Consider the following 19335-nt stretch of genomic DNA (forward strand, 5'->3'; position numbering starts at 1 on the left):
GTAAGTGCCCACTCAGATGATTGATTGCGAATTGTTAAAGAGCGTTGTATCAGAGCCTTGCTCAATGATACGAGGCTTTTGCCTCAGTCAGACGTTGCTTGCTTTCGCTTGCTGCCGTCTGTGTGGTGCGCATTATAGAGATCGTCGAAAAGTGATCAAGATCTTTTTTACAGAAAGATGATCGACCGCACATTTTTTAAGCGATCCTCTGAAAAAGCACTACTTTTTGATTATAAATCAGTCAATTTCAGCATCTGATGCCGTGACTCTGATCACTTCGGACAGATCTGGCTTATGTTTTTTTGGCCGTTGCAGCTCATGCTGGTACAGATATTCACCTAACTGTCGTAGAAACGGCAGCGCCACTTCGTCTGTCTGATATTGATCGTCATTTAGGGTGTCATTTTCATTGGCATAGATCACTGCACTAATAAAGAACTCGATTCCCTGCTGCAGGTCGGCAATATAGGCACCATCAATAATATGACCATAAGCCCAGCCGGTTTTGTTAAAAATCTTTATATGCTCAGGTATCTGCTGTGCGTTACCGCCAAACAGCAAAAACTTAGAATAGTTAGCCGGATACTGCTTAGTATCGTAAACAGGATTAATACTGTCAGGCGGTAGCAGCGCCATATAACGCAGCACCAAAGCGCGATCTTCCGGCCGTAGCTTAAAACGCTCATTTTCAGCAAAAAGCTGCGGAAAGATCACCCGCTTTATCACACCGTCAAAATCAGTAAGGCTCAGACGGTTCTTGTCGGTAAAATCCATCGGTGAGTTAATCAACTCACTACCCTTGATATACGCTCTACCCAATGTCGGTTGATCTTTGTTGCTATATTGCTGCTTAGTACTGCGAGCCGGCAGAGCCAGAATGGTCTTACCGGCACTATCAACAAAGCGTATTGGATTGAACTGCCGGTTCTGCTCTGTCGTTAATGGCACGCTAAGGCGATGGTTGATCAGGCTGTGCTCTAAGCCTTTAGCCGCCAGACGCTGATTGATGAAGTCCTGCCCCAGTAGCTCGTATAATCTGTTGCTGCCATCATTATCACTGACCAAAAGCACTTTCTTTATATACTGCGCAATACTGGGTAAACCATTCGCTGCAGTCGGATCTGTTGTTTGGGATGTCTGCCAGTCGGCAGCAGCATCAGTCAACATGGTAGTATCTGCATTTAAGCCTGTAACGTTTTGCTCTGCCAACCATTCAAGCGCTAGTAACGCTATCGGCAGTTTTACTGTGCTGGCCGGATAGAAGTAGTGAGCATCATTCAGGCCAAATTGATAGTAGGTAAGATTGGGATTGTTATCCGCGCCACGATCTATTTGGGTATAAATAATTTGCAAGCGGTAAGGTTCAGGATTAGCCAGCACTTGCTGCAATAGCGGGTATTGCTCCGTTACCTGAGACAATAACGGTTGTAGCGGCTGATACTGGATTTCAGTTGCTGTTTCAGCTACAGCTGCCAGCGGCGAACTAAGTAAAAGTAGGGAAAGCAGTATTTTTTGCATTATCAGCACCAGGGCAAAAGTCAAAACACCATAGTACGGATTAGATAAATGAAAAACAAACAGGCATAAAAAAGCCGGGTTTCCCCGGCTTTTTAATTAGATTAGCTTACTCAGCAGCTGTTTCTTCAACAGGCAGAGCACCCACTTCTGGGCGATCAACTAACTCGATGTAAGCCATAGGTGCGTTGTCACCGGCACGGAAGCCACACTTCAGAATACGAGTGTAACCACCTGGACGCGCGTTGTAACGCGGGCCTAATACGTTGAACAACAAACCTACTACTTCTTTATCACGAGTACGGGCAAAAGCTAAACGGCGGTTTGCAACGCTGTCGTTCTTTGCCAGCGTGATCAATGGCTCGATCACACGACGTAACTCTTTAGCTTTTGGCAAAGTCGTTTTGATGATTTCGTGCTTCACCAACGAGCTTGCCATATTGCGGAACATTGCCGTACGGTGGCTGCTGTTCCTGTTTAATTGACGACCACTCTTGCGATGGCGCATGATCTATTCCTTCTCACTAAACCAGAAACTGGTATCTGATTAGTCTTTGTTTACCAGACTCGCTGGCGGCCAGTTTTCCAGGCGCATGCCCAGTGACAAACCGCGTGATGCCAGCACGTCTTTGATTTCGGTAAGCGACTTTTTACCCAGGTTAGGTGTTTTAAGTAACTCAACCTCGGTACGCTGAACCAGATCACCAATGTACTGAATCTGCTCTGCCTTCAAGCAGTTAGCAGAACGAACTGTTAATTCCAAATCATCGACCGGACGTAACAGAATCGGATCAAACTCCGGTTTCTCTTCGCGTTTTTCCGGTTCGCTCTTATCGCGCAGCTCGACGAAGAACTCCAGCTGTTCGGCCAGAATTGTTGCTGCACGGCGAATGGCTTCCTCTGGCTCTACTGTGCCGTTGGTTTCCATATCGATGATCAGTTTGTCCAGGTCGGTACGCTGCTCTACCCGCGCTGCTTCAACCGAGTAAGCAATACGCTCAACCGGGCTGAAAGAGGCATCCAGTAACAGACGACCAATAGGACGCTCGTCATCATCTGAGGACAAACGCGCTGATGCAGGCACATAACCACGACCGCGCTGAACCTTTAAACGCATACTGAATTCAGTTTCGCCAGTCAGGTTACAGATCACATGGTCAGGATTAACAATTACCACACCGTCGCCGTGCTGGATGTCTCCAGCGGTTACAGGGCCAGCACCTTTTTTCGTCAAAGTCAGCGTGACTTCATCTTTGTCTTCCAGGCGAACGGCAAGGCCTTTCAGGTTCAGAAGGATATCGATAATATCTTCCTGGACACCTTCTTTGGCACTGTACTCATGGAGCACGCCGTCAATTTCTACTTCAGTCACTGCACAACCTGGCATTGATGACAGCAGAATACGACGTAACGCGTTGCCCAAGGTATGCCCGAAACCGCGCTCAAGTGGTTCCAAAGTAACTTTGGCACGAGTTGGGTTGATTTTTTCGATACCAACTAATCTCGGCTTAAGGAATTCGGTGACAGAACCCTGCATTGTATCCTCTCTTAACAATTAGCTTTACTTAGAGTAAAGCTCGACGATTAACTGTTCGTTGATGTCCGCAGACAGGTCTGAACGCTCTGGCAGACGTTTGAACACGCCTTCAAGCTTCGTGTTGTCTACTTCGATCCAAGTTGGTTTCTCACGTTGTGCAGCGACTTCAAGCGCAGCACCGATACGGGCTTGCTTTTTCGCTTTTTCACGAACAGAGATCACTTGTTCAGGTAATACAGCGTGTGATGGAACGTTAACCACACGACCATCTAACATGATGGCTTTGTGGCTTACCAGCTGACGAGCTTCAGCGCGCGTGCTGGCCAGACCCATACGGTATACTACGTTGTCTAAGCGTGACTCTAACAACTGCAGCAGGTTTTCACCGGTATTACCTTTCAAACGAGCAGCTTCCTTGTAATAGTTACGGAACTGCTTTTCTAATACGCCGTACATACGACGTACTTTTTGTTTCTCGCGTAACTGTAAACCGTAGTCTGATAAGCGACCGCGGCGGGCGCCGTGCTGACCAGGTGCGGTAGTTAAGTTACACTTTGAATCGATTGCTCTAACGCCGCTCTTCAGGAACAGATCTGTACCTTCGCGACGACTCAGTTTGAGCTTAGGACCCAAATATCTTGCCATCTTCTTTCTCCAATAATCCGTGAAGCGCTGTTATTACACGCGACGTTTTTTAGGTGGACGGCATCCGTTATGTGGGATAGGCGTCACGTCGGTGATATTTGTGATCTTGTAACCAGCGGCGTTCAGAGCACGAATCGCTGATTCGCGGCCTGGGCCTGGGCCATTCACAAACACTTCAAGGTTCTTCAGACCATATTCCAGTGCAGCGGTACCTGCACGCTCTGCCGCTACCTGAGCTGCGAACGGAGTAGATTTACGTGAACCACGGAAACCTGAACCGCCGGCAGTTGCCCAGCACAGTGCATTGCCCTGACGATCAGTGATCGTCACGATGGTGTTGTTGAAAGAAGCATGGATATGAGCCATGCCGTCTGAAACTTGCTTCTTTACCCGTTTACGAGTACGAACTGGTGCTTTAGCCATGTTGAATCACCTTATTTCTTAATCGCTTTACGTGGGCCCTTACGGGTACGCGCATTAGTTTTAGTGCGCTGACCACGAACCGGCAGACTGCGACGGTGGCGCAGACCACGGTAGCAACCCAGGTCCATTAAACGCTTAATATTTAATGTAACTTCACGGCGCAAGTCACCTTCAACGGTGTATTTTGCAACTTCATCACGAAGCGTATCTAACTGAGCGTCGGTTAACGCAGCAATTTTTGTACTTTCTTCGATACCCACTGCAGCTAAAATCGATTTAGCGCGGGTTTTACCGATACCATAAACATAGGTTAACGAGATAACCGCATGCTTATTATCGGGGATGTTAATGCCAGCGATACGGGCCACTAACGTTCTCCTTTAATAGAGTTTAAAGATGCCAATTTGAAAAGCCCGTAAGGATACTCAAATGGCGCTTATATTGCAAACGATAAAGGGGCTAAACCAATCAGTTCAGCCCGCAGTATCATTTTGGTTCTGCTATTAGCCTTGGCGCTGTTTGTGCTTCGGCTCACTGCAAATTACGCGAACTACGTTGTTACGCTTGATCACTTTGCAGTTACGGCAGATCTTCTTAACGGAAGCTCGTACTTTCATAACTTAACTCCGCAAACTATCTTAACGGCCAAAGCCTTTAAGATTTGCCTTTTTAAGCACAGAGTCATATTGATGAGACATCAAATGCGTCTGTACCTGTGCCATAAAGTCCATGATAACGACAACGATGATCAGCAGTGAAGTACCACCGAAGTAGAACTGTACATCCCACGCTACCATCATGAACTCAGGAACCAAACAGATAAAGGTAATATACAGGGCGCCTGCTAAGGTTAACCGTGTCATCACTTTATCAATGTATTTTGATGTCTGCTCACCAGGACGGATCCCAGGGATAAAGGCACCGGATTTCTTCAGGTTGTCTGCTGTATCACGCGGGTTAAACACCAACGCAGTGTAGAAGAAACAGAAGAAAATAATGGCCGCGGAGTATAACATCATATACAACGGTTGTCCCGGAGATAATGTTAATGCTAATTCTTGTAAGAAGTTAGCCACCACGCCTTCACCCGAACCAAACCAACTGGCTATCGTACCGGGGAACAGAATAATGCTAGAAGCAAAGATCGGCGGAATTACACCGGCCATATTGACCTTTAACGGTAAATGGCTGCTTTGCGCGGCAAATACCTGACGGCCTTGCTGACGCTTGGCATAATTGACCACAATCCGACGCTGGCCGCGCTCAAAGAACACCACAAACCAGGTAATCGCCACTACGATCACGCCTATCGCTACTAACAGTAAAAAGTGCAAATCGCCTTGACGTGCCTGCTCGATCGTCTGGCCAATGGCAGACGGGAAGCCGGCAACAATACCGGTAAAGATTAACAACGAAATACCGTTACCAATGCCACGCTCTGTAATTTGCTCACCTAACCACATTAAGAACATGGTGCCGGTAACCAAACTGATTACCGCGGTGAAGTAAAATGCAAAGCCGGGGTTAATTACTAACCCTTGCATCATGTTGGGCAGGCCAGTGGCAATACCAATGGCCTGTAATGTTGCTAATGCTAAAGTACCGTAGCGCGTCATCTGGTTAATTTTGCGCTTACCTGCTTCGCCTTCTTTCTTTAATTCAGCCATGGCAGGGTGAACCACCGTTAACAACTGAACAATAATAGAGGCAGAGATGTAGGGCATAATACCCAGCGCAAACACCGAAGCACGCTCAAGTGCGCCACCGCTGAACATGTTAAACATTTCAACGATGGTGCCCTTTTGTTGCTCGAATAACTGAGCCAGCACGGCGGCGTCAATTCCAGGAATTGGCACAAAGGAGCCTAACCGAAATACGATTATGGCCAAAAGTACAAATAACAGACGGGCTTTCAGCTCGCTGAAACCGCCTTTTGCACTTCTTGAGTCCGAACCTGGTTTAGCCATCGCGTACTATCCTTATTATTCTTCGACTTTACCGCCAGCGGCTTCAATTGCAGCACGTGCGCCTTTCGTTACGCCTAAACCTTTTACGGTTACCGGACGAGAAATCTCGCCAGACAGCACAACTTTAGCGAACTTAACTGTACGGGCAATGATGTTAGCTTCCATCAGGCTAGCCAGATCAACTACATCACCATTTACCGCTGCCAGTTCGTGCAGACGTACTTCAGCAGAAACCAGAGATTTCTGTGAAGTGAAACCAAACTTAGGCAGACGCTGTTTCAGAGGCATTTGACCGCCTTCGAAACCTGGACGAACACCGCCGCCAGAGCGTGATTTTAAACCTTTGTGGCCACGGCCACCGGTTTTACCTAAGCCAGAGCCGATACCACGGCCAAGGCGGCGCTTTTCTTTCTTAGCACCAGGTGCCGGAGCAAGAGTATTTAATAACATCTGTTACTCCTCCACTTTAACCATGTAATACACAGCGTTGATCATACCGCGAACTGAAGGTGTATCTTCAACTTCAACAGTGTGACCGATGCGGCGTAAACCTAACCCGGTTAACGAAGCCTTGTGCTTCGGTAAACGACCGATGCTTGACTTCGTTTGGGTTACTTTAATTGTCTTCTTCGCCATGGCAGATTACCCCAGAATGTCGTCAACGCGTAAACCGCGTTTAGCAGCTACTTGAGCTGGCGACTTAACAGATGCCAGCGCATTGATAGTTGCGCGAACTACGTTGATTGGGTTAGTTGAGCCGTAACACTTAGACAGAATGTTCTGTACACCGGCAACTTCCAGTACGGCGCGCATTGCACCACCGGCGATCAAGCCAGTACCTTCTGCTGCGGGTTGCATGTAAACGTTCGAGCCTGAGTGCACACCACGAGTTGGGTGGTGCAGGGTGTTACCGTTTAACTCAACCTGAGTCATGTTGCGGCGCGCTTTTTCCATTGCTTTTTGAATAGCAGCTGGCACTTCACGCGCTTTACCATAACCAAAACCAACGCGACCATTACCGTCACCCACCACTGTCAGGGCGGTGAAAGAGAAAATCCGGCCACCTTTAACCACTTTTGACACGCGGTTTACTGCAACAAGCTTCTCTTGTAAATCAGATTGTTGTTTAGCTTCTTCGTTAGCCATGAGCTACTCCTAGAACTGAAGACCGGCTTCACGCGCCGCGTCAGCTAAAGCTTGTACGCGACCATGATACTGGAAGCCACTGCGGTCAAAAGCACAAGCAGTAACGCCTTTGGCTACTGCGCGTTCGGCAATCGCTTTACCTACAGCCTTAGCAGCGTCTACGTTACCAGTGTACTTCAGTGATTCTTTGATTGACGCTTCAACAGTAGAAGCAGCAACAATCACTTCAGCATTTGGTGCGATAAGCTGGGCGTAGATGTGACGTGGTGTACGGTGTACAACCAGGCGATTCGCACCTTGTTCGATAATGTTTCTGCGAGTGCGTTTGGCACGGCGCAGACGAGCAAGTTTCTTATCCATCGTCCTACCCTACTTTTTCTTCGCTTCTTTACGACGCACGTTTTCATTTGCATAGCGCACACCTTTGCCTTTGTAAGGCTCTGGTTTACGGTATGCCCGGATGTTCGCGGCAACCTGGCCAACTAACTGCTTATCAGCACCTTTAACCACGACTTCTGTCTGGCTTGGTGTTTCGACAGTGATACCGTTAGGTACTTCGAACACTACAGGGTGAGAAAAGCCCAGGCTCAGGTTTAATACTTTACCTTCTGCTTTCGCACGGTAACCAACACCAACCAGTTCCAGCTTACGCGTGAAACCTTCAGTTACACCAGTAACCAGGTTGTTGATCAGTGCACGGGCAGTACCCGCTTGTGCGTCAGCGCCTTCGAAGCCGTCACGTGGATTGGTACGTAAAACGTTACCATCTACTACGACTTCAACCGCTGGGTTAACATCTAATGTTAACTCGCCGTTTTTGCCCTTGAATGACACTACCTGGCCTTTTTGCGTTACAGTAACGCCGGCTGGAATAGTGACTGGGGCCTTAGCAACACGAGACATAGATTACTACCTCCGTTACGCTACGTAGCCGATGATTTCGCCACCGATACCAACCTTGCGCGCAGCACGGTCAGTCATTAGTCCTTTAGATGTAGACACGATAGCCACACCTAAACCGCCCATTACTTTTGGTAATTCGCCACGCTTCTTATAGATGCGCAGACCTGGACGACTAACACGATCGATAGTTTCAATGACAGATTTGCCCTGGAAGTACTTTAACGTTACTTCCAGCTCTGGCTTAGCATCACCAGAAACCGCGAAATCAGCGATGTAACCTTCGTCTTTTAATACTTTCGCAATAGCTACCTTCAGTTTTGAAGATGGCATCTTAACCGCAACTTTATTGGCCGATTGACCGTTACGGATGCGAGTAAACATATCCGCTACTGGATCTTGCAAACTCATAGCTCGTTACTCCCGTGATTCTTACCAGCTAGCCTTACGAAGGCCAGGAATTTCACCGCGCATCGCCGCTTCACGGACCTTGATCCGGCTCATGCCGAACTTGCGCAGGTAACCATGTGGACGACCAGTTACACGACAACGGTTACGTTGACGCGAAGGGCTTGAATCACGCGGCAACGCCTGTAACTTAAGCACTGCTGCCCAACGGTCTTCGTCAGAAGTTGCCGGGTTAGCGATAGTGTCTTTCAGTTCATGACGCTTTGCAGCGAATTTGGCTACCAGTTGTGCACGCTTTAATTCACGTGCTTTCATTGATTGTTTTGCCATGACCCTACACCTTATTTCTTAAATGGGAAGTTAAACGCGGCAAGTAAAGCACGTCCTTCGTCATCGGTACGCGCGGTAGTTGTAATAGTGATATCTAAACCACGTACTGCATCTACTTTATCGTATTCGATTTCTGGGAAAATGATTTGCTCACGTACACCCATGCTGTAGTTACCACGGCCATCGAATGATTTCGGGTTTACACCACGGAAATCACGGATACGCGGGATGGCAATAGAGACTAAACGCTCTAAGAATTCCCACATACGCTCGCCGCGCAGGGTCACTTTTGCGCCAATAGGGTAGCCTTCACGGATTTTAAAACCAGCAACTGACTTACGCGCCTTAGTAACCAGAGGCTTCTGGCCAGAGATAGCAGTTAAATCTGCTACCGCATTTTCAAGGATCTTTTTGTCAGCTACGGCTTCACCCACACCCATATTGAGCGTGATTTTAACAATCCGAGGGACTTGCATGACGCTGGTGTAGCCGAACTGCTTAAACAGTTCTGGGACTACGGTGTCTTTATAAATTTCATGCAGTTTCGCCATCGTATTACTCCAATAGCAATTAAATTACTTCGTTATTCGACTTGAAGAAACGCACTTTTTTGCCATCTTCAAGGCGGAAACCTACGCGATCAGCTTTACCCGTTTTAGGGTTAAAAATCGCTACGTTTGAAACATGAATTGAGGCTTCTTTCTCAACGATACCGCCTGGCTGGTTCAGAGCCGGTACAGGCTTCTGATGCTTTTTAACCAGGTTAACGCCAGAAACGTAAACACGGCCTTCTGCTACTAATACTTTAGTAACTTTGCCACGTTTACCTTTGTCCTTACCGGTAAGAACAACAACCTCGTCATCACGACGGATTTTACTAGCCATGGTGACTCCTTACAGTACTTCTGGTGCCAGAGACACGATCTTCATAAACTTATCGCCACGAAGTTCACGTGTAACAGGCCCGAAAATACGAGTGCCGATCGGTTCCAGCTTGTTGTTTAACAACACTGCTGCATTGCGATCAAAACGGATTAATGACCCGTCCTGACGGCGTACGCCTTTAGCTGTACGCACCACCACTGCATTTAGAACGTCACCTTTTTTTACTTTACCGCGAGGAATTGCTTCTTTCACAGTAACTTTGATGACGTCACCAATTGCAGCATAACGGCGATGCGAACCACCTAAGACCTTAATACACATTACGCTGCGCGCGCCGCTGTTGTCTGCGACTTCCAGCATAGATTGCATCTGGATCATCTTAGTGCTCCGCTATTCTACTAAATAACCCTCACGGGTTACGCTGCTTACAATAAATACCCCCTGACAAGAGGGCGCGTGATTATAACAGCACTCTTGGCAAAAGGGTAGCGCAAAATAAAAGCGGCTCCAGAAGGAGCCGCTTGTCAGATCTTAATGAATTAAGATGCTGATTCGACTACTGCAACCAGGGTCCAGGACTTAGTCTTAGACAGTGGGCGGCATTCACGGATAGTGACTACATCGCCTTCTTTACACTGATTGTTTTCGTCATGTACGTGCAGCTTGGTAGTACGCTTGATGAACTTACCGTAAATTGGGTGTTTCACCGAACGCTCGATCGCAACAGTAATAGACTTGTCCATTTTGTTGCTGATCACTTTACCTTGCAGTGTACGGGTATTAGTTTCGCTCATTACGCACCTGCCTTCTCGGTTAAGATGGTCTTAACGCGCGCGATATCACGACGCACCTGCTTGAATAAATGCGTTTGAGCTAACTGACCGGTAGCTAATTGCATGCGCAGGTTGAACTGCTCACGTAACAAGCCCAGTAATTCAGCGTTTAACTCTTCAACACTTTTCGCTTTTAATTCGCTGGCTTTCATCACATTACCGTCCGCGTTACAAAGGTTGTCTTAAATGGTAACTTAGCTGCGGCTAATGCAAAGGCATGACGCGCTAATTCTTCAGACACACCGTCCATTTCGTACAGTACTTTGCCAGGTTTAATCTGACATACCCAGTACTCAACAGAACCTTTACCACTACCCATACGTACTTCCAGCGGCTTAGCAGTAATTGGCTTGTCTGGGAACACACGGATCCAGATTTTACCAACACGCTTAACAGCGCGCGTCATAGCACGACGTGCAGATTCGATTTGACGTGAAGTCATTTGACCACGTTCTACAGATTTCAGTGCGTAAGTACCGAAAGATACTTTGTCGCCAACCTGGGCTAAGCCACGGTTACGACCTTTGTGCACTTTACGAAATTTTGTACGTTTTGGTTGCAACATCGCTCAATACCCCTACTTAGCCTTACGTGCCGGTTTTTTCGGCGCTTTAGGCTGGTTGTTATTGTTGGCGTTGTTGGTGTTGTTGTTCAATGGCAGAGCACCTAAGATCTCACCTTTGAAAATCCACACTTTCACACCAATGATACCGTAAGTAGTCAGTGCTTCTGAGGTATTGTAGTCAATGTCAGCACGCAGGGTGTGCAGAGGCACACGGCCTTCACGGTACCACTCTGAACGAGCGATTTCCGCGCCGCCTAAACGGCCGCTAACTTCAACTTTGATACCTTTAGCACCGATACGCATGGCGTTTTGTACCGCACGCTTCATCGCGCGACGGAACATAACACGACGCTCTAACTGGCTGCTGATAGAGTCAGCAACTAATTTGGCATCCAGCTCAGGCTTACGGATTTCAGAGATGTTAATCTGCGCAGGTACGCCAGCGATGGCAGCTACTTGCTTGCGGATTTTTTCAACATCTTCACCTTTTTTACCGATGATTACGCCAGGACGCGCAGTGTGAATAGTCACACGAATGCTTTTCGCTGGGCGTTCAATATCGATCCGGCTTACTGACGCGGCTTTCAGTTCTTTTGTCAGGTACTGACGAACTTTAAAGTCACCGTTTAAGAAATCCGGGAAGTCTTTCGTATTCGCGAACCAGGTAGAGCTCCATGGCTTAGTGATACCTAGGCGAATACCATTAGGATGTACTTTCTGTCCCATTTCTCTCTCCTAGTTATCAGCTACAACCACAGTAATGTGGCTGGTACGCTTGACGATACGGTCAGCACGACCTTTAGCACGTGGCTTGATACGCTTCATAGACGGACCTTCATCAACGAAGATGGTCTTTACTTTCAGCGTGTCAATATCCGCACCTTCATTGTGCTCCGCGTTAGCAATGGCTGATAAAAGAACCTTTTTGACTAACTCTGCAGCTTTTTTCGGGCTGTAAGTTAATACATTCAACGCCTTATCTACTGGCAGACCGCGCACCTGGTCAGCAACCAGACGAGTTTTCTGTGCAGAAGAACGGGCAAATTTGTGTTTAGCTAATGCTTGCATCATTTACCCCTTAGCGCTTCTTGGCCTTTTTGTCGGCTGCATGACCACGGTAGGTACGAGTAGGTGCAAATTCACCTAACTTGTGACCAATCATCTCTTCAGAGACGAACACAGGTACATGTTGACGACCATTATGGACAGCGATGGTCAAACCGATCATATCAGGTATGATCATTGAACGACGGCTCCAAGTCTTAATAGGCTTCTTGTCACCGCTTTCCAACGCTTTCTCTACCTTCTTCAGCAAGTGAAGGTCAATAAATGGACCTTTCTTGAGAGAACGTGGCATGGCAATTCCTCACAAATTATTTATCACGACGACGTACGATAAGTTTATCAGTACGCTTGTTTGAACGAGTCTTGTAACCCTTCGTTGGAACGCCCCATGGAGATACAGGGTGACGACCACCAGAAGTCTTACCTTCACCACCACCGTGTGGGTGATCAACCGGGTTCATTACCACACCACGTACGGTTGGGCGAACGCCACGCCAGCGCATTGCACCAGCTTTACCGTATTGACGTAACATATGTTCCGCGTTGCCGATCTCACCGATAGTCGCGCGACAATCTGCTAATACCTTACGTACTTCACCGCTGCGTAAACGCAGAGTCACGTACTCACCGTCACGGGCCAGGATCTGAGCGAAAGCACCAGCTGAACGTACCAGCTGACCACCTTTACCAGGCTTCATTTCGATGTTGTGTACTACCTGACCTACAGGAATGTTACGCAGTGGCAGGCTGTTACCGGCTTTGATTGGTGATTCCATACCTGAAACCACTGTATCACCCGCTTTCAGGCCTTTAGGGGCCAGAATGTAACGGCGCTCACCGTCTGCATATAACACCAGTGCGATGTTAGCGGTACGGTTTGGATCGTACTCTAAACGCTCAACTTTGGCTGGAATGCCATCTTTGTTGCGTTTGAAGTCAACTAAACGGTAATGCTGCTTATGACCACCACCGATATGACGGGTAGTGATACGACCGTTGTTGTTACGACCACCAGTTTTTGCATTTTTCTCTAACAAAGGGGCATAAGGCTTGCCTTTGTACAGGTCTGGGTTAACCACTTTTAATACGTGGCGACGACCTGGTGACGTAGGTTTACACTTTACAAGTGCCATTTCCTAACTCCTCTTCTTACTCAGCGCCGCCAACGAAATCGATTTCGCTGCCTTCTTTAAGAGTTACGTAGGCCTTTTTCCAGTCGCTACGTTTGCCAATACGCATACCAGTGCGCTTGGTTTTACCCTTAACGTTAACAGTACGCACACCGACTACTTCTGTTTCGAACAGTTTTTCAACTGCTGCTTTCACATCAGCTTTAGTCGCAGTAGTGGCTACCTTGAAAACGACTGTATTGTGTTTCTCAGCAGACACAGTGCTCTTTTCAGATACGTGTGGTGCCAGAATTACTTTCAGTAAACGTTCTTCGCGGATCATGCTAACAGCTCCTCAAGTTGCTTAACTGCAGCAGCAGTCATTAACACTTTGTCGAATGCGATTAAGCTGACCGGGTCGATACCGTGTACGTCACGCACGTCTACCTTGTACAGGTTACGTGCAGATAAGAACAGGTTCTCATCCACTTCGTTAGTCACGATTAACACGTCTTTTAAGTCCATTGCTTTTAACTTTGCAGTTAAATCTTTGGTCTTAGGCGTATCGACAGCGAAGTTTTCCACTACGATTAAACGCTCTTGACGCACTAATTCAGACAGGATGCTTTGGATCGCACCACGATACATTTTACGGTTTACTTTCTGGCTGTGATCTTGTGGCTTAGCCGCAAATGTCACACCGCCTCCGCGCCAGATTGGGCTGCGGATAGTACCAGCACGGGCACGGCCAGTACCTTTTTGACGCCATGGCTTCTTGCCGCCACCGCGTACTTCAGAACGTGTCAGCTGAGCGCGGGTACCCTGACGGGCGCCGGCAGCATAAGCCACAACGACCTGGTGAACCAAAGCTTCATTAAACTCACGTCCAAAGGTAGCTTCGGAAACTTCAAGAACGCCTTGAGCGTCTCGTAATGCTAATTCCATCACTTATCTCCTCAGACGTTAGCTTTTAACAGCTGGTTTAACGATCACGTCACCACCGATAGCGCCAGGTACTGCACCTTTAACTAACAGCAGGTTACGCTCTGCGTCTACACGAACCACTTCCAGTGACTGCACGGTTACGCGCTCAGCACCTAAGTGACCAGCCATTTTCTTACCCTTGAATACTTTACCCGGTGATTGGTTTTGACCAATTGAACCAGGGGCACGGTGTGATAACGAGTTACCGTGAGTAGTATCCTGAGCACGGAAATTCCAGCGCTTGATAGCACCAGCAAAACCTTTACCTTTTGATGTACCAGCGACATCAACTTTCTTCGTTTCTGCGAAGATTTCTACCGTAATCTCGCTGCCAACAGTGAAGTCAGCGCCTTCGTTGTCTGCCAGGCGGAATTCCCACAGACCACGACCCGCTTCAACGCCTACTTTGGCAAAATGACCGGCTTCTGGCTTGTTCAGGCGGCTTGCCTTAACTGTGCCAGCAGTCACTTGCAGTGCGCTGTAACCGTTAGTTTCTGCAGTTTTAACTGCAGTTACACGGTTTGGTGTCGCTTCGATTACGGTTACTGGAATTGATACGCCATCTTCAGTGAAGATGCGGGTCATTCCCACTTTACGACCGATTAGACCGATAGCCATTTCCTAAACCTCTCTATAAACCTGTCTGATTAGCCCAGGCTGATTTGAACGTCAACACCAGCAGGCAGATCTAAACGCATCAGAGCATCAACAGTTTTTTCCGTTGGCTCAACGATGTCGATTAAACGCTTGTGGGTACGGATTTCGTACTGATCACGCGCATCTTTGTTTACGTGAGGAGAAATCAATACAGTGAAACGTTCCTGGCGGGTAGGAAGTGGGATAGGACCACGAACCTGTGCGCCCGTACGCTTAGCTGTGTCAACGATTTCCATAGTTGACTGATCGATCAAACGGTGATCGAACGCTTTCAGACGGATGCGAATCCTTTGATTACTCATGTATCAAAGCCTCAAAGAGCAAAAAGAGCAAAAATAAACACAAGCTATCCGGCCCAATAAAGGGGGATGCCCATGCACCTAAGTTACGTTTGCTCCCCAATCGGGAGCACTGTAAGCGTTAACTCAACCGGTAAGCCGGGGTTAACGAGCCAGTCAGAATGTTATCGACTGGCCGCGCATTATACTCAACTGCGCCGCTAAAGCAAGTGTTGGTTATAATTTGCGCTATAAAATGTCGTTCAGCTCAAAGCCGATACCAAAACGGGTTACTGAGCGATTGTAATCAATCAAGCTCTCGCCATAACCGCTGAATAACTCGGCATAGAGCCGGATATGCTTATTAAATGGTCTTGAATAAGATAAACGCACGGCGCCTTTATTATCACTGCGCAGATTGTTACGTACCAGCATGCGCCAGGTAGCATCTTCCTGTTTATAGGCGGCGGAAAGCTCAAACCAACCCATGTATTTGGTAATATCCGGGTTGTCATCACCATCGGCATCCAGCGGGTTTTCTTTACGCTGCTCTTTAAAGCGGTAATAGGGCTCAAAGTTAATAAACACATTGCCGATGGACGTCACCCAACTCAGTTTTAACCGGTTCCAGCTGCGTGACAGCTCACCGGCGCGACCATTGGACTGATGTGACAAACTCAGGCTAATAATACGGCTGGCGGCTTCTTCATAGTTTTTGTAGTGCGGTAGCATGAGGACCAGCTCGGGTTCGTAGTTATTCTCCCGAAATGGCGACGACACTTCACTGTTGTACGCCTGCCAATAGGCTTGCTGGGTAAAGGCAAAAAACAGATAACCATTGTCTTTGTAGATTTTAGTCCACAGCGGTGTTTTCAGGCTGAGCTGGAACTTAGCTTCAAGATTATCCGATGGTGCGCTGTCGCCATCGCGCACCAGGGTATCCGCAATACCATCGACATAGCTTACCGGCAGCAAATAGTTACTGCCGTGCGGCAGTAACGAAAATGGCCGGTAAGCATCCCACTGCTCGGCTTTAAGACGTTTATCCAGCGCATCTGCTGCACTTAACGAAAAACTGCATAACGCGATTAAGCCAAGTAGTGTTCTCATAGTGTTCCTGTTGGTTAAAATTGCTCCGCTGCCAACTTATCGATCGCGTCTGAATCATGGCTTAATAGCGCAAATAAGCCATCGGCTTTTGGCAACACCCGGTTAAAGTAATAGGCTGCACTGCCCTGTTTGGCCTTAACAAAATCGCTGTCCTGCTCCAGTGCGCTTAGCGCGGCCAGGTTTTTATACCACATATATCCGTAAATAACATATGACACTAAGGTTAAGAAATCATAGGCATTAGCGCTTTGTGCCCGACTGTCCTGGTTTACTAATACCTTAGTCAGCTGTTGTAGCCGGCTGACATAGCTCGTCAAAGCCGCCGCTTGAGCAACAGGTGCGCGCGCCAGCTCAGTGGCGATATCAGCCAGCAAGGCCTGTAAGGTTTCACCTTGATCAACCGCCACTTTACGCAGCATAAAGTCCAGCGCCTGAATGCCATTGGTGCCTTCATAGATTTGTGCAATACGCACGTCGCGCACCAGCTGCTCCATGCCCCATTCTTTTACATAGCCATGGCCGCCAAACACCTGCTGGGCGCTAACGCAGGCGTCAAAGCCCTGATCGGTCATAAACGCCTTGGCAATAGGTGTCAGCAAGTTAGCACGGGAGGCCGACACCGCGCAGTTGTCATATTTCGCTTTATCCAGCAGAGAGGCCACCCAGGTGGCGAAGGTGCGACCGGCTTCGTTACTGGTTTTGATATTCAGCAACATGCGGCGCACATCGGCATGGCCGATGATAGGCTCAGCTTTATTGGCGTCTTTTTCACTAATGCGGCCCTGCAAACGCTCTTTGGCGTAGCTTAGCGCATTTTGATAAGCGCGCTCGGCAGCGCCCAGGCCCTGACTGCCCATCGCCAGCCGTTCGTAGTTCATCATAGTAAACATACAAGCCAGACCGCGGTGGGGCTCGCCAATCAGATAGCCGGTTGCACCATCAAAATTCAGCACACAGGTAGCAGAGCCATTAATCCCCATTTTATGCTCAATCGAGCCGACACTGACGGCGTTGCGTTTACCCGGCTTACCGGCGGCATCAGGCAGATATTTAGGCACCAAAAACAGCGAAATGCCGCGGCTACCCGCCGGCGCATCCGGTAATTTGGCCAGTACTAAATGGATAATGTTGCTTGTCAGATCATGCTCACCGGCGGTGATAAAGATTTTGCTGCCACTAATCGCATAGCCGCCATCGTCGAGTGGCTTGGCCGTGGTGCGCATAATGCCAAGGTCGGAACCGGCATGAGCTTCCGTTAAACACATCGTGCCCGACCATTCGCCACTGTACATTTTAGGTAAATATAAGGTTTTAGTTGCCTCATCGGCATGCTGCAATAGCGCAACACAGGCACCGGCGGTAAGACCGGGATAGAGCGAAAAGGCAATATCGGCACTGCACAGCATTTCATCAACCATCATTGATAATGCTTTGGGCATACCCATGCCACCATATTCTGCAGCGCCACTTAACCCGGTCCAACCGCCGTCGGCCAGGCTTTGATAAGCCGTATAGTAATGCTGTGGTAAGGTAACGGCGCCGTCTTTTAACTGGGCCCCCTGCTGATCGGCAACACTGGCAAAGGGGGCAATCTGCTGCTCACAGATCTTGGCCGCTTCCTGCAAAATGGCTTTAGCGGTGTCAGCTTCGATCAACTCTTTGAGTTCAGCTTGCTGCTGCCAGTATTGATCTAACTGCCATACGTTGAATAAGTTAAAACAGATATCGTCAATCGGGGCCTGATACTGGCTCATACTAAGTGCCTCTTAAACTGGACGGATGAGTTTAAGCATGGCACAGCTTGCACTTTCAAACAAGCGTTTGAATTAACTTTAGCAGCAAATCTCAGGCAACAAAAAAGGCCCCGCAGGGCCTTTTTCAATCCGGCTGATTAAGCCAGGATTTTTGATACTACGCCAGCACCTACTGTGCGGCCGCCTTCACGGATTGCGAAGCGTAAACCTTCGTCCATCGCGATTGGGCAAATCAGCTCAACAACAAACTTCAGGTTGTCGCCTGGCATTACCATCTCTACGCCCTCTGGCAGCTCTACTGCACCAGTTACGTCAGTAGTACGGAAGTAGAACTGTGGACGGTAGCCTTTGAAGAATGGCGTGTGACGACCACCTTCTTCTTTTGACAGTACGTACACTTCGCCTTCAAACTTAGTGTGTGGCTTGATTGAACCTGGCTTAGACAGTACCTGACCACGCTCTACGTCTTCACGCTTAGTACCACGTAACAGCGCACCGATGTTCTCGCCTGCACGACCTTCGTCTAACAGCTTACGGAACATCTCTACACCAGTACAGGTTGTCTTGGTGGTATCTTTGATACCTACGATTTCAACTTCTTCACCAACTTTGATGATACCTTGCTCAACACGGCCTGTTACTACTGTACCACGGCCCGCGATTGAGAATACGTCTTCGATTGGCATGATGAATGGCTTATCGATTGCACGTACTGGCTCAGGGATATAAGTATCCAGTGCTTCACCCAGCTCCAGGATTTTCTTTTCCCACTCAGCGTCGCCTTCCAGGCCTTTCAGCGCTGAACCACGGATTACTGGCAGGTCATCACCTGGGAAGTCGTAGTCTGACAGAAGCTCACGTACTTCCATCTCTACCAGCTCTAACAGCTCTTCGTCATCTACCATGTCACACTTGTTCATGAACACGATGATGTAAGGAACGCCTACCTGACGTGACAACAGGATGTGCTCACGTGTCTGTGGCATTGGGCCGTCTGTCGCCGCTACTACCAGAATCGCGCCGTCCATCTGCGCTGCACCAGTGATCATGTTCTTAACATAGTCAGCGTGGCCCGGGCAGTCTACGTGAGCGTAGTGGCGAGTCGGTGTGTCGTATTCAACGTGTGAAGTATTGATAGTAATACCACGCGCTTTTTCTTCTGGTGCTTTATCGATTTGGTCAAAAGCAAATGCCTGACCGCCGTAGTGCTTAGCCAGTACGTTT

At 48.3% G+C, this 19335-nt stretch carries 32 protein-coding genes; all 32 read right to left on the reverse strand.

Annotated elements, in window-relative coordinates; genetic code table 11:
• Positions 1-237 precede the first annotated feature (237 nt).
• Entirely contained in the window at positions 238-1518 is a 1281-nt protein-coding gene (locus RNAN_RS18005; RefSeq protein ID WP_040552624.1) for a serine hydrolase, read from the reverse strand.
• Between the two features lie 106 nt (positions 1519-1624).
• The gene (gene rplQ / locus RNAN_RS18010) at positions 1625-2023 is read right to left on the reverse strand and encodes a 50S ribosomal protein L17 (protein WP_040552626.1); all 399 of its coding nucleotides are present in this window, start codon (positions 2021-2023) and stop codon (positions 1625-1627) included.
• A gap of 39 nt (positions 2024-2062) precedes the next feature.
• A complete protein-coding gene (locus RNAN_RS18015; RefSeq protein WP_008224458.1) occupies positions 2063-3052 on the reverse strand; it encodes a DNA-directed RNA polymerase subunit alpha in 990 nt (329 codons plus the stop codon).
• A 24-nt stretch (positions 3053-3076) separates the two neighbouring features.
• On the reverse strand, positions 3077-3697 hold the full coding sequence (gene rpsD / locus RNAN_RS18020) for a 30S ribosomal protein S4 (protein WP_040552627.1): 621 nt from the start codon (positions 3695-3697) through the stop codon (positions 3077-3079).
• 33 nt (positions 3698-3730) lie between these two features.
• Entirely contained in the window at positions 3731-4120 is a 390-nt protein-coding gene (gene rpsK, locus RNAN_RS18025) for a 30S ribosomal protein S11 (RefSeq protein WP_040552629.1), read from the reverse strand.
• An 11-nt stretch (positions 4121-4131) separates the two neighbouring features.
• Positions 4132-4488 (reverse strand): 30S ribosomal protein S13, encoded by a 357-nt coding sequence (gene rpsM / locus RNAN_RS18030; RefSeq protein WP_008224462.1) that lies wholly within the window; start codon positions 4486-4488, stop codon positions 4132-4134.
• Between the two features lie 135 nt (positions 4489-4623).
• A complete protein-coding gene (rpmJ, locus tag RNAN_RS19010) occupies positions 4624-4737 on the reverse strand; it encodes a 50S ribosomal protein L36 (protein ID WP_008950799.1) in 114 nt (37 codons plus the stop codon).
• 21 nt (positions 4738-4758) lie between these two features.
• Entirely contained in the window at positions 4759-6087 is a 1329-nt protein-coding gene (gene secY, locus RNAN_RS18035) for a preprotein translocase subunit SecY (RefSeq protein WP_008224463.1), read from the reverse strand.
• A 15-nt stretch (positions 6088-6102) separates the two neighbouring features.
• Complete coding sequence (rplO, locus tag RNAN_RS18040) at positions 6103-6537, reverse strand: 50S ribosomal protein L15 (RefSeq protein ID WP_008224465.1); 435 nt, start codon at positions 6535-6537, stop codon at positions 6103-6105.
• Between the two features lie 3 nt (positions 6538-6540).
• Entirely contained in the window at positions 6541-6723 is a 183-nt protein-coding gene (gene rpmD / locus RNAN_RS18045) for a 50S ribosomal protein L30 (RefSeq protein WP_027672159.1), read from the reverse strand.
• A 6-nt stretch (positions 6724-6729) separates the two neighbouring features.
• Entirely contained in the window at positions 6730-7233 is a 504-nt protein-coding gene (rpsE, locus tag RNAN_RS18050) for a 30S ribosomal protein S5 (RefSeq protein ID WP_008224467.1), read from the reverse strand.
• Between the two features lie 9 nt (positions 7234-7242).
• Positions 7243-7593 carry a 50S ribosomal protein L18 gene (rplR, locus tag RNAN_RS18055; RefSeq protein WP_040552631.1) on the reverse strand — a complete coding sequence of 117 codons (351 nt, stop codon included), beginning with the start codon at positions 7591-7593 and terminating at the stop codon, positions 7243-7245.
• A gap of 9 nt (positions 7594-7602) precedes the next feature.
• Positions 7603-8136, reverse strand: coding sequence for a 50S ribosomal protein L6 (gene rplF / locus RNAN_RS18060; protein WP_008224470.1), 534 nt, complete (start codon positions 8134-8136; stop codon positions 7603-7605).
• Between the two features lie 15 nt (positions 8137-8151).
• On the reverse strand, positions 8152-8544 hold the full coding sequence (rpsH, locus tag RNAN_RS18065; RefSeq protein WP_008224472.1) for a 30S ribosomal protein S8: 393 nt from the start codon (positions 8542-8544) through the stop codon (positions 8152-8154).
• 21 nt (positions 8545-8565) lie between these two features.
• Positions 8566-8871 carry a 30S ribosomal protein S14 gene (gene rpsN, locus RNAN_RS18070; RefSeq protein WP_008224473.1) on the reverse strand — a complete coding sequence of 102 codons (306 nt, stop codon included), beginning with the start codon at positions 8869-8871 and terminating at the stop codon, positions 8566-8568.
• A gap of 11 nt (positions 8872-8882) precedes the next feature.
• A complete protein-coding gene (gene rplE / locus RNAN_RS18075; protein ID WP_008224474.1) occupies positions 8883-9422 on the reverse strand; it encodes a 50S ribosomal protein L5 in 540 nt (179 codons plus the stop codon).
• Positions 9423-9441: 19 nt separating this feature from the next.
• Positions 9442-9756 carry a 50S ribosomal protein L24 gene (gene rplX, locus RNAN_RS18080; RefSeq protein WP_008224475.1) on the reverse strand — a complete coding sequence of 105 codons (315 nt, stop codon included), beginning with the start codon at positions 9754-9756 and terminating at the stop codon, positions 9442-9444.
• A gap of 9 nt (positions 9757-9765) precedes the next feature.
• Complete coding sequence (gene rplN / locus RNAN_RS18085; protein WP_008224481.1) at positions 9766-10134, reverse strand: 50S ribosomal protein L14; 369 nt, start codon at positions 10132-10134, stop codon at positions 9766-9768.
• 161 nt (positions 10135-10295) lie between these two features.
• The gene (gene rpsQ / locus RNAN_RS18090) at positions 10296-10550 is read right to left on the reverse strand and encodes a 30S ribosomal protein S17 (protein ID WP_008224484.1); all 255 of its coding nucleotides are present in this window, start codon (positions 10548-10550) and stop codon (positions 10296-10298) included.
• Complete coding sequence (gene rpmC, locus RNAN_RS18095) at positions 10550-10741, reverse strand: 50S ribosomal protein L29 (protein WP_008224486.1); 192 nt, start codon at positions 10739-10741, stop codon at positions 10550-10552. The genes rpsQ and rpmC overlap by 1 nt, the downstream gene beginning before the upstream one ends.
• On the reverse strand, positions 10741-11154 hold the full coding sequence (gene rplP / locus RNAN_RS18100; protein ID WP_040552632.1) for a 50S ribosomal protein L16: 414 nt from the start codon (positions 11152-11154) through the stop codon (positions 10741-10743). The genes rpmC and rplP overlap by 1 nt, the downstream gene beginning before the upstream one ends.
• A gap of 12 nt (positions 11155-11166) precedes the next feature.
• Complete coding sequence (gene rpsC / locus RNAN_RS18105; RefSeq protein WP_008224489.1) at positions 11167-11880, reverse strand: 30S ribosomal protein S3; 714 nt, start codon at positions 11878-11880, stop codon at positions 11167-11169.
• A gap of 9 nt (positions 11881-11889) precedes the next feature.
• Positions 11890-12222 carry a 50S ribosomal protein L22 gene (gene rplV, locus RNAN_RS18110; protein ID WP_008224490.1) on the reverse strand — a complete coding sequence of 111 codons (333 nt, stop codon included), beginning with the start codon at positions 12220-12222 and terminating at the stop codon, positions 11890-11892.
• Positions 12223-12232: 10 nt separating this feature from the next.
• Positions 12233-12511, reverse strand: coding sequence for a 30S ribosomal protein S19 (gene rpsS / locus RNAN_RS18115; protein ID WP_008950795.1), 279 nt, complete (start codon positions 12509-12511; stop codon positions 12233-12235).
• Between the two features lie 16 nt (positions 12512-12527).
• Positions 12528-13352 (reverse strand): 50S ribosomal protein L2, encoded by an 825-nt coding sequence (gene rplB, locus RNAN_RS18120; protein WP_008224491.1) that lies wholly within the window; start codon positions 13350-13352, stop codon positions 12528-12530.
• A 16-nt stretch (positions 13353-13368) separates the two neighbouring features.
• Positions 13369-13671 carry a 50S ribosomal protein L23 gene (gene rplW / locus RNAN_RS18125; RefSeq protein ID WP_008224493.1) on the reverse strand — a complete coding sequence of 101 codons (303 nt, stop codon included), beginning with the start codon at positions 13669-13671 and terminating at the stop codon, positions 13369-13371.
• Positions 13668-14273 carry a 50S ribosomal protein L4 gene (rplD, locus tag RNAN_RS18130; RefSeq protein ID WP_008224494.1) on the reverse strand — a complete coding sequence of 202 codons (606 nt, stop codon included), beginning with the start codon at positions 14271-14273 and terminating at the stop codon, positions 13668-13670. Before rplD ends, rplW begins: the two co-directional genes overlap by 4 nt.
• Before the next feature lie 18 nt (positions 14274-14291).
• Positions 14292-14930 (reverse strand): 50S ribosomal protein L3, encoded by a 639-nt coding sequence (gene rplC, locus RNAN_RS18135; RefSeq protein ID WP_040552633.1) that lies wholly within the window; start codon positions 14928-14930, stop codon positions 14292-14294.
• A 29-nt stretch (positions 14931-14959) separates the two neighbouring features.
• Entirely contained in the window at positions 14960-15271 is a 312-nt protein-coding gene (gene rpsJ / locus RNAN_RS18140) for a 30S ribosomal protein S10 (RefSeq protein WP_008899121.1), read from the reverse strand.
• Between the two features lie 225 nt (positions 15272-15496).
• The gene (locus tag RNAN_RS18145) at positions 15497-16357 is read right to left on the reverse strand and encodes a phospholipase A (RefSeq protein ID WP_008224501.1); all 861 of its coding nucleotides are present in this window, start codon (positions 16355-16357) and stop codon (positions 15497-15499) included.
• A 14-nt stretch (positions 16358-16371) separates the two neighbouring features.
• Positions 16372-18111: an acyl-CoA dehydrogenase family protein gene (locus RNAN_RS18150; RefSeq protein ID WP_008224503.1), complete on the reverse strand. Its 1740-nt coding sequence runs from the start codon at positions 18109-18111 to the stop codon at positions 16372-16374.
• A 137-nt stretch (positions 18112-18248) separates the two neighbouring features.
• On the reverse strand, positions 18249-19335 hold a 1087-nt coding region (tuf, locus tag RNAN_RS18155), incomplete at its 5' end, for an elongation factor Tu (protein ID WP_040552638.1).

This window comes from Rheinheimera nanhaiensis E407-8, assembly GCF_000296695.1.
Taxonomy (GTDB): domain Bacteria; phylum Pseudomonadota; class Gammaproteobacteria; order Enterobacterales; family Alteromonadaceae; genus Alishewanella; species Alishewanella nanhaiensis.